We start from the raw sequence: 15,396 nt of genomic DNA, 5'->3' as shown, positions 1-15,396 counted from the left end.
GAGATAACGATGAGCGGCAGCACGGGACGCTTCGCCAGCAAGGTGGCCGTAGTGGCAGGCGGGGCCTCGGGTATCGGCCTTGCCATCCTGCGCGGCCTGCACGACGAGGGCGCCAGCATCGTCTGCGCGGATGTCAACCAGGAGAGGCTTGATGCCGTGGAGCGTGACTTCGAGGCGCGGGTAGCCTGCACGATGGCCGATGTCACGAAGGAGGCGGAGGTTGAGGCGATGATGGGCCTCGCCGTCGAACGCTTCGGCGGGCTCGACTGCGCCTTCAACGTCGCTGGTGCCTCCCGGCCCGGCTATATCGTCGACCTGAGCGAAACGGCTTGGGACTTCACCGTCGATCTCTGCCTGAAAGGGGTATTCCTCTGCACGAAGCATGCGGCGCGGCAGATGCTGGGCCGTGGGGGTGGCGCGATCGTCAACATCGCCTCGCTGAACGCGCATGTGCCGATGCATGCCGGCGCCGCCTATGCCGCGGCCAAAGCTGGTGTCGAGATGCTGACGAAGAATGCGGCGCTCGAGCTCACGCCGGACGGCATCCGAGTGAATGCCGTGCTGCCCGGGCTGGTGGAGACGCCGCTCACCCGCCGACACTTCGAGAACCGGGACGCGCATGCCGCCTTCATGGCGCGCATCCCAGCTGGCCGCGCGGCGCAGCCCGAGGAGATCGCCGGCCCCGCCCTGTTCCTGGCCAGCGAGGAGGCACGCTATGTCTCAGGGGCCAGCCTGCTGGTGGACGGCGCCTGGGCCGTTACCGGCTATCCTGACATGCGGCCCTTCCGCGGGGCGCCCGCCTGGACACCTCGCGTTTGATAAAAGGCAAGTAGTATTCCGGCCTGGTACTTGCGGCGGCCTACTCCACAAACAAGGGAGGAAACAGGGATGCAGAAAAGGACCATTCTCATGTTCAGCGTTGCTGCGCTGACCACACCTGGCTTCGTTCATGCCCAGGATACGCCGGGCGTCACACAAACTGAAATCCGATTTGGTGGCACTACCGCCCTCTCCGGTCCGGTTTCTGCGTTGGGCGTGCAGTGTCGTGCGGTGGAGGGTGTCTGCCGCATGGTAAACGAGCAGGGCGGGATTGCCGGCCGCAAACTGTCCTACATCCTCTACGACGACAGCTTCAGTCCGCCGAAGACGCTGGAGCAGGTGAGGCGGCTGATTGAGCAGGATAAAGTCGCCTTCCTCTTCAACATGCTCGGTACAGCACCGAACAATGCCGTGCTGCGCTATGTGAACCAGCGCAAGGTGCCACACCTTTTCCTGTCCGTGAACGGCGACAAGTGGGGCGACCACGAGGCGCATCCCTGGACAATGGGCTTCGCGCCGAGCGCACGCACTGAGGCCCAAGTCTATGCTCGGCATGCACTGGCGGAGAAGCCAGATGCGCACTTCGCCCTGCTCTACCAGAACGACGATTTCGGAAGGGACCATATCGCAGGGCTGCGCGACGTGCTGGGCGCCGCCTATGACAGTAGGGTCCGCGCTGCATCCTATGAGGTGACGGATCCGACCGTTGATAGCCAGCTCATCGCGCTACAGGGGGCAGATGTGCTGGTCTCGGGTGTCACCGCGAAATTCGCTGCCATGGCCATCCGCAAGGTGCATGAGCTGGGCTGGCGGGTGGCTCACTACATTCCGAGCGGGACGAGTTCCGTTGCCGGCGTCATTACGCCCGCAGGCGTAGAGCGCTCGGTCGGTGTTGTTTCCTCGGCCTATCTCAAAGACCCGAACGACCCGGCCTGGGCGGAGGATCCCGGCATGGTGCGATACCGAGCCTTCTTGGCGAAGTACCTGCCGGATGCGGACATCACCGACATCTATTATGTCTATGGCTACACCGTGGCACTCGCGCTGGTTCAGGTGTTGAAGCAGTGCGAAGGACAAGTGACGCGCGAGCGGATCATGCAAGAGGCGGCCAATCTCCGAGGCCTCGAGATTCCGACACTGCTGCCCGGAATCCGCATCGACACCTCACCGACCGACTACCGGCCACTGCAGCAGCTGCAACTGATCCGCTGGACTGGGCGAACATGGCAGCGCTTCGGCGAAGTGATCGACAGCGCGAAGGCTTAGAGGGTGCTAGCGGGAGTGTCAAAAACCCGAGGCAGGCTGATTGCCTGCCCCGGGCTGATCGACATGGCTGAGGCCTGACCACAAGGATGGGCCTGATGCAGTGGACAGTGAGGCTGGAGCGAGAACGGACAGGGGCGAAGTGGAAGTGGCCGAACCGGTCACGATTGAGCGGTCGATGGTGGAGGGCGCGCTCGCAGACCTCGGCTTGGCGCTGACTGAGGCGAAGGCAGTCTTGGCCAAGCTGCAGGAGATCATGGTGCAGAGCCAGACGGCGGAGTACGCGGCCTGCCATCGGGTCTGCCCGCACTGCCGGGTGCCGCAGCCCGTCAAGGACCGGCGCACGCGTCGACTGCAGACCCTGTTCGGCACGGAGGAGGTGGAGGCGCCGCGGTTCCGCGTCTGTCAGTGCCGTCCGTTGGCGCCAGTGGTGGCAGCGGTGTCCTCGCCGGTCTGCCGGCTGTTGACCGCCCGCGGCACGCCGGAGCTAGAGCGGGTGCAGGCCGAGCTCGGGGCCCGTACCTCGTTCCAGAAGGCCGCCCGGATCCTCAAAACCCTGGCGCCCGCCTCGCCAGGGAACCATGAGAGCGTGCGCACCCGCACCCATGCTGCCGCCCTGCGGCTCGAGGCGGCTGATCGGCAGGCCATGGCGGCGGTCGTAGCCAGTGACACGCCGCGGCGGAGGCGAGCCGGCCGATTGTCATGCTCGACGGCGCCTATGTGCGCGCGGTGCCGGGTCACCAAGTGCGGAAATTTGAGGTGATCTGCGGCAAAGTCGAGCAAGAGAGCCACTACAGTCGCCGCTTCGCCCTGGTGCGGAGTGTGGCTGAGCAGCCCCATACCCTGCTGCGCGCGGCGTTGCTTGATCAGGACTGGCGGGAGAGCAGCCCGGTGACCGCAATCAGCGACGGCGACCCGGCTCTGCCTGCACTGGTGCGATCGGCGGCGAAGGCGCCTGTGGAGTCCATTCTTGACTGGTTCCACCTCTCGATGCGCGTACGCCATGTCGAGCAGACTTTCATCGGCCTTGCCGCTCTGGAGCTAGCAGAGTGCGCGCCGCTTGAGCATGCGCAGGCCGATGTTGAGCGACTGCGGCACCTGCTCTGGAAGGGTAAGCACGGGCAGGCATGCCAGGCTCTGGACCGGATCGTGAGCTGGGAGGTGAACGCCGCCTTGCTCAACGGGGCCGCGGTCGAAGTGAAGGTCGGGCGCCTTGTCGCACATCGCACAGAGCTGCGCAGCTACATCGAGAACAATGAAGATACGTTGATTGACTATGGCCAGCGCTACCGAGCCGGTAAGCCGATCTCAGCTCAGGAGCCGAGGGCACGGTCAATCGGCTGGTCAATGCGCGCATGAACAAGCGTCGGCAGATGCGCTGGTCACCACGGAGCGCCCACCGCGTGCTTCAGGTCCGGGCCGCGGTACTGGACGGACGGATCTGTCAGCGCTCGCGCCACATCTAGCGACGAGAGGTGCCGGCAAAACCTGACCCACGCTGCTTTGAGGATGGCGAGCGCAGCTGCGGCACGGCGGATGTGCACAAGGCGACGGCGGCGGGCAGGGACGTGCTGGTTGTAGCGGGTACGAGAGCGGAGGGGGTTTCGGAGTTCGTCATGGCTTCGACAGAAGCGCTCGGAGAGCCGATGCTCCTGAAGCCGCGCCTACATCGTATGCGACCTTTCACGCCCCGGTGGTCTTGTTCCAGTCCATTGTTCCTGTATGCGCTGGTCCGATGCACAACCCGCCGGCCGAGTGTCGAGCGGATCGCCCGCGGGTAGGAGCCGTGCCCGTCCGTGGTGACGCGTTCGGGCGTGATGCCTGTGGCAGCCTTGGCTGAGCGGAAGAAGGCCTGAGCCGCAGCCATGTCGCGGTGCTCGCTCAGCATGGTGTCGACAAGGTTGCCGTCGCGGTCAATGGCCCGGTACAGATCTGCCCAGCCGGCCACGAACCCTCAAATAGGTCTCGTCGACGTGCCAGTGCCGGCCACGGGTGCTGGCCTTGCCGTGCCGTCGTCGACGGAGGTCGTCCGCCAGCACCGGTGCGAGCTTCGCCTCCCAGTCGCGAACAGCTTCATGGTTGAATACGAGGCCGCGCTGGAGGAACATCTCAGCCAAGTCGCGCAGGGTCAGCCGGTAGCGCAGCCGCCATAGCACCACCAGGGCAATGACGTCGGATGGGTACTGGGTGTGGTTCAGCAGCCCGGTACTGCGCTCGTTGTATTGCTTGCCGCAGTCACGGCAGCGGAGCCGCAGGCCACACACTCCATTGCCACTTCCCGCTCCGCTGGCCCTGGAGCCTACCAGCCCAGGCCCGGCCAGCCAAACGACCCTACTGGCGCGTGATCTGACAAAACCATGCGAGGCTGGCGAGCGCAGCTCGTCAGACACGAAGTTCCGCCTCGATGGTGATTATTGAGCCGGCCGTAGTATTCTTGAACTACGCTGCGTAGCGGAACTGCGGATGACGGAAGATGGCGCGAATGCGCTCTGGCCGTCTGGACAGGCTGCGCATGTGGTTGACGACGGTCCGCTTAAGTTGCGACTTGCTGCGCGCGAGCGGTTTGGCGGTGACCACCTGCTTGACATCGCCGTTCACACCCTCGTCCGGGTTCAGATCGGGGCTGTAGGCCGGAAGGTGAAATACCTCGATCTGAGCCTCGCGGCCCGCCCGACAGTCACGGACCAGCCGTGCCCGGTGCACCTGCAAGCGGTCCAGGATGAGGAACACCTTGCGCCCAGCGTCGCGCACCAGGCGCTCGAGGAAGCGGATCAGGGTGGGCGCTTTGATCGCGCCGTTGAGGATCATCCAGCGCACCTCGCCCCTGTTGGTCACCGCCGAGACCAGGCCGACATTGGCCCGCCGGTGATTGGGGCGGACCACCGGGGTCTCGCCCCCAAGGAGCATAGCTGCGGCCGCGCACGTCGTCCGAGCGCAGACCGCTCTCGTCACCCCAGAAGATCACGCCGCCCTCTGCTTTGGCCCGCGCCGCAATCGCCGGGTACTCCCGCCGCAGCCAACGCCGCACCGCAGCTGGGTCCTGCTCAGGGGCCCGCCGCAGCGGCTTCTGCGGCGTGTAGCCCCAGCGGGCCAGGTAGGTGCCCATCGTCCGCACCGCCACCGCCACGCCGAAGCGCTGCCAGACCAGCGCCTGCACCGCCGCCCGGCTCCAGAGCGCGAAGTCCAGCCCCAACTCGTCCGGCATCTGCTGGCACATCAGCGCCTGGACCTCGGCTTCCTGCTCTGCCGTCAGCAGGGTGCCATGCCCCGGTGCCGGCCCACGCGGCTTGCTCTTCAGTCCCGCCGGGCCGCGCTCGGCGAAGCGCTTACAGATGTCGAACACCCCGGTCTGGGTCAGCCCAAGCTGGGCGGCGATTGCTGCATAGGTCTGCCCTGCCTGACGCAGCCCGACCACCTGCCGCCGGCGCTCCTCTTGCGCCTCCGCCGTCAGGCTCCGCATGTCCAAGTGTTTCACGATGTCAGCTATCTGGGTACAGCAGCCACGACCTTCAAGAACGCCGCGGCCGGCTCAATAGGCTAAAGCCTCGGCCCGAGATACCCGTCGCAGCGTGGCAGGAGGAACCTCATGCCAAGTCTCATAAGACTTTATGCCGCGGCGGCTAGATGAGCAGAGGCGGCAGCGACCGCCGGGCACGGAGGCGGGCCATGATTTGGGATGGGCGCCTTCACCGGGCAGGGCGGAGGGTCATCGTCATCATCAGGACTATCCCACCGCAAGCGCCCGTTACGCTGGATCGGAGGCTCCCACCGGTTGCGGCGCCCAAAAGTCGGCCGCAATGCAAGAATGTTTTTGGAGCCCGCACCATCTAACCGTAGCTCTGCCCTGTCCAGGGACCTGAGCGCCTGGAAAATCTCCTCGACCCGTACCAGAGTTCCACTATCCAACTGCCGCAAGGCAGGCTTGTTTACGACGGCGCGGGTGTCCGACACCCATGACGCCAAGATCTCGCGTTTTTGAGCAGGGGTCAGCTCTCGGTCGTTCAGCACTTGATCAGGGTGCGTGAATACGGCGCTGCTTGTGGCCTGTCCGTTTTGCAGATCACGAAGCAGACGCAATCCACATTCAGCAAAGTGACTGTCTGACTCCGTAAGCTCGTTCATCTTCTAACTCCGCGACCCATGACTCCCAATGTTGCCGGAAGGCGGGTATCGCGCTGACGATCAGTCGGCTCGGCCTCGGCGCTCAGCGAAATATTTCTGTCAAAAGGGTCTTCAAGAGGGCCGAACGAATTTTCTGCTGGTGTCGCTACCGCCCTACTCGCCTCAGCCGAACCCGCTGGGGCGGAAATGACTGCATTTGCGTGAGCGTCGTCTCAGCCCCGGCTCCTGACAACATCGTGTTGCATGGGTCAGCGGTGTAGACATGCTGGTTCCTACCGGTATTTGGATTACGCGATGCGGACGTACTCCGGCCGTCCAAGCTCGAGCATATGGTTCAGCACCTTGGCAGCGATGGCCACCTCGGTCGCTTGCCGTCGGTCTGTTTGCGAGCGTAGCCCGTCACCGATGACGCGCTTCCATCTCGAGACGTCGGCCTCTACCAAAGCACGCCAGTTGTACCCCGAGGCTCTCTGCCAGCCCATGCGGCCTCGCTCGACAATACATCGGAGGTGCGAGTCCCGCTGCGTCGGCGCTGACCGCGCAGCTTCACTCGGCACAGCGCTGGCGCGTGGTGGTACGACCATGGCCGCGTCCGGGTAGCGTGCCGCGACCTCGGCGTAGACGTCGTCCCGATCGTAGGCACCGTCGCCGGTGAAGGACGCCACGGAACCATCGACCCGCTCAAGCAGGGGACCGACCTGCGAGCCGTCATCGGCCTCTCTGCCAGCTAGCACCGAGGCGACGATCTGGCCCGTGTCGGTGTCGGTGGCGAGGTGAAGCATCTTCCAGGCTCGACGCCGCTTGGTGCCATGCTTCTCGATTAGCCACTCGCCGGGACCGCACAGCCGAAGACCGGTGCTGTCCACCAGCAGGTGCACTGGCTCGCGGCCCGCCTTCGGCTGCGGCACGGCCAGCGTTTCGGCCCGGCGGCTGAGGGTGGAGTGGTCCGGCACCGCCAGATCAAGGCCAAGCAGTTGCAGGACGGAGCCGATCAAGCCCTCGGTCTGCCGCAGGGCAAGACGGAACACGGCGCGCAGCGTCAGGGCGGTTGCGATCGCCAGGTCCGAGTACTTCGCCTGGCCGCCCCGGCCCGTGCGCGCCTCGGCTCGCCAGCCATCGATCGCCTCGGCCGTGAACCACACGGTGAGGCTGCCGCGGGCGCGCAAGCTGGCGTCGTACTCAGCCCAGTTGGTTACCCTCTGGCGCTGCTTGGGGATGTGGTGCCGGCGGTCAGCGTTAGCCTTGAATGGCACAGCGGGCGTCCCTCGATGCTCAAGGGCTCGCCCCTACGCCAGCCTACTCCACCGCGCCAAAACGGGCGACTGGTGCAACAAGATGCTCTGTGGCCGGTTCGCCTGGCAGTCTGCGGCGTCAGGGGGCGGGGATGCCAGCGCAAACGGCAGTCCGGGCACGGGGCGCCGCCTCCGGGAGGTCCAGGCAGCGGATCGTCGGTGCTGCGATCCGGTTATTCGAGCCGGGCGCGTTCATCCTCTCGCGCGGTCAGACCATCCGTCATGCGTCCCGTCGCACATTCAGCGGCAATGCGAGACCTCGTCGCTCGACGCGCAGGCCGCGCCGGTAGGCGCTGTCCACCTGGTAAAGCCCAAGTGGCCAATCGGGCAGATCGGTGAAGAACTGCGCCTGTATCCGCCGCGTCGTGCGCCGCTGCGCCTCTATGTCTGGCTCCTCGAGCCAAGCATCACGCAGAGCTTCCAAGGCTGAGCTACTCGGCCAACCGAACCAGGCACCTTCGCCGTTGGCCCGGAGCAGCGGATGGCCGCCGGGGTTCAGCAGGTCCTCCGCGCCGAAAAGCACCACCACGGCATTCCAGCCACCTTGCGCCACAGCCTCTTTCTTCCCCCGCCGCTGCAGCATGGTCCCCCAGTCGGAGGTCGCATCCTCCGGCTCGAAGCCGATCTTCCGCAGCAGGTCGTCGGCGACCATGGTGAGCGCGCTGTTGGTTTGCTGGTCGCCGGGTGCAGCATCACCACCTTGGCGCCGGCGCGGCCCGTGGCCGCCAGCGCCGCACGGGCACGGCCCAGGTCGCGCGGTGCGGTCAGCATCTCCAGCCCTTCGTCGGATGCCAGCGTGCTGCCCGGCGGAAAACAGCCGACGCCGTCGCGCCACAGACTGTGGTCCTCACCGAACAAGGCCGCCATGAAATCCGCTTGCGACATCGCCGGCAACAAGGCGCGGCGAACCGCGGGATCGTCGAAGGGTGGAAGCAGATGGTTGGGCCGCAGCATGGCGACGGTGCCCAGCGTCTCGATCCGGTCGATCACCAGGTCGCGTCGCCGTGCCAGCAGCGGCCGGAGGTCGGCAGTGATGCGCTCCCACCAGTCGATCTCGCCCGCTTGCAATGCCGCGCAGGCGGTCGCCGCATCGGGGATGATCCGCCATTCCAGCCGCTCGAAGAAAGCCAGCTTAGGACCGGCGGTGACGCCAGGGGTGCCGACCGGATTGGGAACGTATCGGTCATACCGGCGGTAGACGACCTGCTCGCCGGCGCGACGCTCGTCTGCCACGAAGCGGTACGGACCAGAGCCGACGATTTCCGTCAGCGGTGTCGTTGCGGGCAGCGCGGCAAAGCGTTCTGGCATGATGAAGCACGGGTAGGAGGAGGACTTGCCGAGCGTGTCCAGCATGACGCCGAAAGGTCGCCGCAGGCGCAGTTCGAAGCGGTGGTCGTCAAGGACGCGGATCTCCTCAACACGCGCGGCGAGCGTCTGACCATGTGTTACCGCGGGCCATCCAGCGGCGGATCGAAGCGACGGCATCGGCGGCACGGATGGGCTCGCCGTCGTGGAAAGTCGGACCTTTGCGGAGGGTGATGGTCCAGCGACGGCCATCATCCGCGACGGCATGGCCTTCGGCAAGCTGCGGCTGCGGGCGGAACCCGGCATTGAGGCCGTAGAGCGTGTCCTAACAGAGATGGCCGTGGTTTCTCACTGCATAGGACGTGGTCGCTAGCGGTCGAGTACGGTGACATCGGCCTGCGGCACCATGCGGAGCGTGCGGGCCGCGTCGCCCTGGGCCAGGGCGGGGGTTGCAAGGAAGCCGGCGGCACCGGCAAGCAGGTTGCGGCGTTGGGGCATGGGTCGAAGCCTACCCTCAAGTGGCCGCCTCGCAAGCATCTCAAGACGATGGGGGCCTGCAGGCCTGATCTTCGCAGAGGGAGCGGGGCAGCTTCTCGCTCTCGCTGAGCGAGTGCGTTCCAGTTAGGCCGAGGCGCCGAAACGCGCGCCCAGACCGCCGCGAGGGACGCATGGCGAATCAGTGTATGGTCCAACATGTCCCGAAGGAGCCGCTTCAAGCCTCGCTCCGTCCCGAGAGGCTCGCAACAGAGCAAACCTCTCTTAGCTCAGATCAATGGACAGCCACCGTCCACCATGGGGCGGAAGGCCTGCTCACCTGGTACGGTCTGCAGCACCTTGTAATAGTCCCACGGCCCCTTGCTTTCACTCGGCGCCTTCACCTCTAGGAGATAGGCAGGATGCAGTTTGCGGCCATCGGCACGGATCGTGCCCGGGCCGAAGGCATCGTCGTCGCATGGCATCGCCTTCATGCGAGCAACCGCAGCAGCGCCACTTGCCTTGGCCGCGGCAACTCCCAAGTCAGCAACCGCCTTCAAGTAGTGTAATGTGACGCCGTAGCAGCCGGCTTGCACCATGGTCGGCGGCGGCGCGTTGAAATTCCGTTTCAGGCGCTGCGTCAGCGCCCGGGTGCGGTCATTCACATCCCAGTAGAAACTCTCCGAGCAGACCAGCCCCTTCGCCGCCTCGAGGCCCATGGAGTGAACCTCGGAAATGAACAGGATCAGCGCCGCGAGCCGCTGCCCGCGTTTCTGCAAGCCAAACTCGGTCGCCTGCTTCACCGCATTGGCCATGTCGGTGCCGCCGAAGGCGAGGCCGACGACCTTGGCACGGCTCGCCTGCGCCCGCAGCAGGAAGGCGGAGAAATCGGTGGTGCCAGGGAATGGGAAGCGAGCGCTGCCCAGCACGCGGCCGCCCTCGGCGGCGATGATCCTGCCGCCCTCCGCCTCCATGGAATGCCCGAAGGCATAGTCGGCGGTCACGAAGAACCAACTGTCGCCGCCTTCTCGTACCGTGGCCCGTGCGGTGGAGTTGGCGAGCATCCAGGTGTCATAGGTCCATTGCACTGTATTCGGGCTGCATTGAGCGCCGGTCAGCTCCGACGTACCCGGCGATGAGGCAAGGAAGGCCTTGTTCTTCTCGCGCACGACACCGTTGACGGCGAGCGCGGCGCTGCTTGCGGGCACGTCGACGACTGCGTCGATGCCGTCCCGGTCGAACCACTGGCGAGCGATGTTGGCGGCCAGGTCGGGCTTGTTCTGATGGTCCGCGGCAACGACCTCGACCTTCAGGCCGAGCGACGCGGCATCTTGCACGGCCTGGCGCACTGCTAGTACCGAATTCGGACCGGAAAGGTCGGCGAATGCGCCACTCATGTCGGAGATCACACCGAGCCGAATGGTCTGCTGCGCCTGCGCGCGGACCGGCGCCGGCAAGGCGCCAAAGGCGGCGCCGCCCAGCAACAAGGTGCGTCGTTCGATCATCATGGTGGTCTTCCCCAGCGGCGCAGCAAGCCGAGATGCCGCGGCCGCCGCGCGGCGCCATCGGGTGATCTCGCGGTGGGTGCGTGAACCTTGGCTGCGAGTGATCCGCTTCCTGGCGGTGTCAATTGCTGACGACAGGCGGATCGCAGGGCTGTGTCGCCATGTCGCCAGGGATGGAGAGCTCCAGGATCTCCACGTCGTCGGAGGTGGCGATCTCGTTGTGCTTCATTCCGCCGGGAATGAGGACGGCGTCACCAGCCTCGGACCGGGTGCGGGTGCCGTCCTCGAATTCCAGTTCCACCCAACCCTTCAGGATGTAGATGAACTGCGCCTCGCACTGATGGGTGTGCCAGCCGGTCGGCTCGGTCATGCCGGTGATGGCCTCCATCACCTGGGCGCGGAGCTTGCCCCCCGTCGCCGCCTGCACGCCGAGGTCGCGGTAGCGGAAGAACTTCCGGCGGCCTTGCACGAAGGGTTGGTCGGCCTTCCTTGCCACCGTGAGCGCAATGCCAGGGCGTGTGGCATCCACAATGCTGCCGTCCATGGATATCCTCCAACGGTGTCTCCGCACCTGGCAAGAGGCTACACTGGCGGACTGGCCCGACAAGGAGTTTCCGCCTCGGCGGCAGGTCAATATTTGACTTCGTGTCCCCCTGAGTGCGGCAGAAACGATCTCCAATTAATCCTGTTATCGAATTGAAGGTGTCCATATCGCGCCTTATCCAACAATCGAGGCGAACTACCCAAGCTATACCACATACACCGCAAAAAAACGTTACGATTCCTAAGCGTGGCGAGACGCCGTCGTGAAACCAAAACATGTTTTGGCTACCAAACGCGAACTCGTGCGCCAGCACCGTTCTCTTATGGTGGGCGTGGAGATCAAGCCCTCTGTTGTCCTCTGCGCAGCGACGATGGGCACCCCTGCCGGGCCATGGTTCTCTCCGCGGTTGGCGTTCGCCGCCGCATGATGGTGTCGGAAGCTCCGGCCTCGTGATGTCAAGTACGCGGTCACCCGCTCAAGATGGAGTGGAGCCGCAACAGTGCCCACGCGATGGCCGGAACCCCGTCCCGACAGGGACGTCCTTCCGCCGCTGCCAGCGGATTTCGTACCTTTGCTGTGTATGGCTCAGGCCATCTGTGCCTCCTTGGCCGCCCAGCGGAACTCACTGCCGTCGCGCAGCATCCTGTGGAGGATCACCGAGAGCTTCCGCGCGACCGCGACGGTGGCTTTCTTGGTGCCGGTCCGCTTGGCCAGCCGTGTTCCCCAGGCCTTCAGCGCTGACCAGCGTGAGACGCGGTGGAGGATGATCCCCGCCGCCTCGTAGAGGTAGGTCCGTAGCAGCTTGTCGCCGCAGCGCGAGATGTGGCCGGTGTAGTCCTCCTCGCCGGACTGGTAGCGCCTCGGTGTCAGGCCGATATAGGCGCCGACGCTCGAGGATTTGGCGAAGCGTTCCGGCCTATCCACGACACTGACATAGGTAAGGGCGACCAGGACGCCGACACCCGGCGCGGTCATTAGCCGCCGCACCTCCTGATCCTGCCGGGCGATGGCACTGCAGCGCCAGCGCCGCCTTGGCGTGACGCGCGTCGAGGCAGACCACGGGCAGGCCAGCCTTCCTCAACTCGTGCCAATGCCAAGCCGACATGGGCCCGCTCTCCAGGCCAACCCGTGTCACGCCCGGCGCCCGTGCCCCGACCGTGGCGGCAATCGCCTCCGGGGTCGAGGCGCACTTGCCCTGCCAGAGCGTCTTGCCGCTGCCGTCAACAACGCAGATCGAAGTCTGCTCCTGTGAGACATCCAGTCCAACATACCGTTCCATGCCAGCTCTCCTCAGCAGGTCCGAGCGCATCAGACCCCGATTGCCGCTGGAGGGCACCAGCCCGCCATAACCCCATGTCAAATTGGCAGGGGGTTAGCGGTCTGAACTCGGTTCCGTAGATACCCGGAATGAACTTTGTGGCCCTCAAAGCGCCCTATGCCGGCTACCGCTTTCCGGCCGAGCTCATCAGTCACGCCGTGTGGCTGTATTTCCGCTTCCCGCTCAGCTTGCGCATGGTCGAGGAGATGCTGGCGGCGCGCGGCATCATCGCCAGTCACGAGACATCACCGACAAGCTCCCGAGCTACGGGGCAGCATTGTGATGCATCGGTCGGCGGTACCGACGCATTGATCCCTGCCGGGTGTGGGGTCATGCGACCCGGATGTACTCCGGCCGTCCGAGATCCAGCGTCCGGTTCAGGACGTTGGTGGCGATGGCCACTTCGGTTGCTTGGCGCCGATCCTTCTGCGAGCGCAGACCATCACCGATGACGCGCTTCCATCGCGAGACATCGGCCCACACCAGAGCACGCCAGTTGTACCCCGACGCTCGCTGCCAGCCTATGCGACCGCGCTCGGTAATATTAAGCCAGCCTACTGCAACGCGTCCAGCTGGGTGACTCATGCAACAAGATGACACGGCATAACTGATGACCTCGGCCGGGAAGCGGTAGCCAGCATAAGGCGCTTTGGAAGCCACAGAGTTCATTCCGAGTGTCTACGGAACCAAGCTCAGACCGCCAACCCTCTGCCAAGTTGACGGTGTCGATCTACCAGTGGCGAGAGTTTCAGTTATTTTTTACGTCCAACTTGCTTAGGATCGGCCGCCAGAGCCGATCCTAGTCACGCAGGAACTGGGTGAATTCCTCAGGCGTACTGCCGACGACGAACTGGGCATCTCGCGTTAATCTTTCCTGGATGCGCGGGTCTTTCAATGACTCGATGGCTACGTCGTGTAGCCGTTGCACCTGGGCAGGTGGAGTACGCGCCGGGGCGAGCAGGCCAAACCAGCTCAGTGCCTCAGTCCCCGGGGCGAACTCCGCGACCGCCGGCACCTCGGGCGTGGTCGGCATACGTTGGAGGCTGGTCCAGCCGATCAGCCGTCCCTGGCCATTGCGGAAGACCGGGACGGCGGTGCTGCCTGCGACCACGAGCGTGTCGAGGTTGCCGGCAATAAAGTCATTCAGCGCTGCCGAGTCCCCGCGGTAGGTGACGTCCTGCATGCGAATGCCCAGGCGCTCCGTCACCAGCAGCATGGCGACGTTGGTCAGGGTGGTCGGGCCGTTCGTGCCGTAGGTGATTTCGCCCGGCTTCGCCTTGGCCGCGGCAATCAAGGCCGGGATGTCGGCCGGGCCGTTGTTCTGGGTGACGATGCCGAACGGGTAGGTGGTCGCCAGAGTGATCGGGGCGAAATCCTCGACCTTGTAAGGCAGGTTCCGCACCACGACCGGGTTGATGCTGAGCGTGGTGCCGGCCGCCATCAGCAGCGTGTTGCCGTCCGCGTGGGCACGGGCGACGTATTCCGCGCCGACAATCGTGTTGCCGCCGGGCCGGTTCTCGACCAACACGGTTTGGCCGAGGATCTGCGTCATCCGCTCTGCCATTAGGCGCGACAGCACGTCGGTGCTGCCGCCGGCGGTGAAGGGTACGACGATGGTGACAGAGCGCTGCTGAGCGCGGGCAATGGCCGGGGCGGCAAGGGCGGCGGCGAGCACGAGGCGGCGCGGGGCAGAGATCATGACGTCCTCCGGGCTGTTTGACGCCTTTCTGCCACCCGGCGCCGGGTGCAGCCATCCCCTGCTGCGTCCGGTCGGGCCCAGAGCCGCGCGTCCAATGGATGTTTCGGCACGATCCGGCGGTCGTGCCAAGTATCGATCACGCCCCCGCGTTTGAGCTTGGCGATGTGCGTCTCAAGTCGGTTCCGCATGGCTTTGTCGACGTGGCAATAGGACAACAGTGCCCACACTGCGCTCCCAAATTAGGTTGATCTGCGCCCATATTCCCCGGCCAGCCATCAAATCCGATTCAACTATCCCGCGTCAGGCACTTAATCTGCAAACTGTCCCGCAGCCTCGATGATGGGTTTCCAACGTGCGACCTCCTCAGCGTGAAAGCGGCGGTGGAAGGCAATACTGGCGCGCTCGGGCGTGGCAGGCTCGGTGAGGAGGTCGGCAAAGCGGGCGCGGAGCCGCGCTTCGCCGAGCGCCCCCCGCAATGCGGCCGAAATCCGCTCTTGCGCCGGCTCAGGCGTACCGGCTGGCGCGTAGAGCCCGTGCCAAGTGCTCATAGTGAGGCCGGGAAAGCCCGCTTCGGCCGTAGTCGGTATGTCTGGCAAGCCCGGCAGCCGCGTGGTGCTGGTCACGGCGAAGGCGCGCAGCCGGCCGTCGCGCAGGAATGGCACAGTGTTGGTGGCTTGATCGCAGAGCAGATCGATGCGCCCTGCCATCACCTCGGTGATGGCAGGACCGGTGCCGCGGAACACCACCACCGTCGCCCGCGCGCCGGCTGTCCGATGCAGCAGCAGAGCGCAAAGGTTGGCCGCCGAGCTGAGCCCGGCCGTCGCCAAGTTCAGCCCCTCGCCTTGCTGCTTTAGGGCGGCAAGATACTCGCCGAAATTGCCGGCCGGGAAGCCGGGCCGCGCGATGAAGGTCATGGCCGCGTCGGACACGAGGCCGAGCGGCGCGAAGTCGGTGAGGACGTCGTATGGCAGGCGGCGGTAGAGCGTCGCACTCGCGGCCATGCCGATGTTGGTCATCATCAGCACGTAACCGTCGGGCCGTGCCTGGGTGAGTCG

At 65.3% G+C, this 15,396-nt stretch carries 12 protein-coding genes and 4 pseudogenes; 5 read left to right on the top strand and 11 right to left on the bottom strand.

Annotation, left to right across the window (positions count from 1 at the left end):
* Positions 1-9: 9 nt before the first annotated feature.
* The 4 genes from EP26_RS22765 (at position 10) to EP26_RS22750 (ending at position 3,441) form a co-directional block, all read left to right on the top strand.
* Positions 10-819, top strand: coding sequence for an SDR family NAD(P)-dependent oxidoreductase (locus EP26_RS22765; protein WP_043342127.1), 810 nt, complete (start codon positions 10-12; stop codon positions 817-819).
* A gap of 69 nt (positions 820-888) precedes the next feature.
* The gene (locus tag EP26_RS22760) at positions 889-2,085 is read left to right on the top strand and encodes an ABC transporter substrate-binding protein (RefSeq protein ID WP_043342126.1); all 1,197 of its coding nucleotides are present in this window, start codon (positions 889-891) and stop codon (positions 2,083-2,085) included.
* Positions 2,086-2,224: 139 nt separating this feature from the next.
* Positions 2,225-2,845: a hypothetical protein gene (locus tag EP26_RS22755; protein ID WP_157033691.1), complete on the top strand. Its 621-nt coding sequence runs from the start codon at positions 2,225-2,227 to the stop codon at positions 2,843-2,845.
* Positions 2,785-3,441: a hypothetical protein gene (locus EP26_RS22750; RefSeq protein ID WP_157033690.1), complete on the top strand. Its 657-nt coding sequence runs from the start codon at positions 2,785-2,787 to the stop codon at positions 3,439-3,441. The genes EP26_RS22755 and EP26_RS22750 overlap by 61 nt, the downstream gene beginning before the upstream one ends.
* A gap of 103 nt (positions 3,442-3,544) precedes the next feature.
* Here the strand turns inward: EP26_RS22750 and EP26_RS38670 are convergent, their stop codons facing one another.
* From EP26_RS38670 to EP26_RS33440, 8 genes and pseudogenes are all read right to left on the bottom strand, one after another.
* The gene (locus EP26_RS38670) at positions 3,545-3,970 is read right to left on the bottom strand and encodes a DDE-type integrase/transposase/recombinase (RefSeq protein ID WP_408735110.1); all 426 of its coding nucleotides are present in this window, start codon (positions 3,968-3,970) and stop codon (positions 3,545-3,547) included.
* A 25-nt stretch (positions 3,971-3,995) separates the two neighbouring features.
* Positions 3,996-4,346: an IS6 family transposase gene (locus EP26_RS35150; RefSeq protein ID WP_052389551.1), complete on the bottom strand. Its 351-nt coding sequence runs from the start codon at positions 4,344-4,346 to the stop codon at positions 3,996-3,998.
* Between the two features lie 175 nt (positions 4,347-4,521).
* Positions 4,522-5,557: pseudogene (locus EP26_RS22740) on the bottom strand (IS630 family transposase).
* A 934-nt stretch (positions 5,558-6,491) separates the two neighbouring features.
* A complete protein-coding gene (locus tag EP26_RS22735; protein ID WP_043342123.1) occupies positions 6,492-7,457 on the bottom strand; it encodes an IS5 family transposase in 966 nt (321 codons plus the stop codon).
* Positions 7,458-7,716: 259 nt separating this feature from the next.
* Positions 7,717-9,299, bottom strand: a pseudogene (locus tag EP26_RS22730) (ABC transporter substrate-binding protein).
* 266 nt (positions 9,300-9,565) lie between these two features.
* The gene (locus tag EP26_RS22725) at positions 9,566-10,783 is read right to left on the bottom strand and encodes an ABC transporter substrate-binding protein (RefSeq protein WP_043342122.1); all 1,218 of its coding nucleotides are present in this window, start codon (positions 10,781-10,783) and stop codon (positions 9,566-9,568) included.
* A gap of 118 nt (positions 10,784-10,901) precedes the next feature.
* Positions 10,902-11,324: a cupin domain-containing protein gene (locus EP26_RS22720; protein WP_052389550.1), complete on the bottom strand. Its 423-nt coding sequence runs from the start codon at positions 11,322-11,324 to the stop codon at positions 10,902-10,904.
* A 585-nt stretch (positions 11,325-11,909) separates the two neighbouring features.
* Positions 11,910-12,603: pseudogene (locus tag EP26_RS33440) on the bottom strand (transposase).
* A gap of 128 nt (positions 12,604-12,731) precedes the next feature.
* Between EP26_RS33440 and EP26_RS33435 the strand changes: the two are divergent.
* Positions 12,732-12,887, top strand: a pseudogene (locus EP26_RS33435) (IS6 family transposase); the annotation flags it as partial.
* Positions 12,888-12,972: 85 nt separating this feature from the next.
* Here EP26_RS33435 and EP26_RS36360 read toward each other — a convergent pair.
* From EP26_RS36360 to EP26_RS22700, 3 genes are all read right to left on the bottom strand, one after another.
* Positions 12,973-13,125, bottom strand: coding sequence for a hypothetical protein (locus EP26_RS36360; protein WP_169747457.1), 153 nt, complete (start codon positions 13,123-13,125; stop codon positions 12,973-12,975).
* Positions 13,126-13,441: 316 nt separating this feature from the next.
* Positions 13,442-14,341 carry a tripartite tricarboxylate transporter substrate binding protein gene (locus EP26_RS22705; RefSeq protein WP_052389548.1) on the bottom strand — a complete coding sequence of 300 codons (900 nt, stop codon included), beginning with the start codon at positions 14,339-14,341 and terminating at the stop codon, positions 13,442-13,444.
* A gap of 308 nt (positions 14,342-14,649) precedes the next feature.
* Positions 14,650-15,396 (bottom strand): tripartite tricarboxylate transporter substrate-binding protein (locus tag EP26_RS22700; protein WP_043342121.1); only part of this gene is annotated, 747 nt, incomplete at its 5' end.

Source organism: Belnapia moabensis DSM 16746 (genome assembly GCF_000745835.1).
Lineage (GTDB): Bacteria > Pseudomonadota > Alphaproteobacteria > Acetobacterales > Acetobacteraceae > Belnapia > Belnapia moabensis.
This window is presented reverse-complemented; position numbering and strand designations above follow the sequence as displayed.

Bases quoted from the DNA above. Each gene is read 5' to 3' on its own strand.
- EP26_RS22760 (WP_043342126.1), top strand. From the start codon at position 889: ATGCAGAAAAGGACCATTCTCATGTTCAGCGTTGCTGCGCTGACCACA.
- EP26_RS22765 (WP_043342127.1), top strand. From the start codon at position 10: ATGAGCGGCAGCACGGGACGCTTCGCCAGCAAGGTGGCCGTAGTGGCA.
- EP26_RS38670 (WP_408735110.1), bottom strand. From the start codon at position 3,970: ATGCTGAGCGAGCACCGCGACATGGCTGCGGCTCAGGCCTTCTTCCGC.
- EP26_RS22750 (WP_157033690.1), top strand. From the start codon at position 2,785: ATGCTCGACGGCGCCTATGTGCGCGCGGTGCCGGGTCACCAAGTGCGG.
- EP26_RS22720 (WP_052389550.1), bottom strand. From the start codon at position 11,324: ATGGACGGCAGCATTGTGGATGCCACACGCCCTGGCATTGCGCTCACG.
- EP26_RS22725 (WP_043342122.1), bottom strand. From the start codon at position 10,783: ATGATGATCGAACGACGCACCTTGTTGCTGGGCGGCGCCGCCTTTGGC.
- EP26_RS22705 (WP_052389548.1), bottom strand. From the start codon at position 14,341: ATGATCTCTGCCCCGCGCCGCCTCGTGCTCGCCGCCGCCCTTGCCGCC.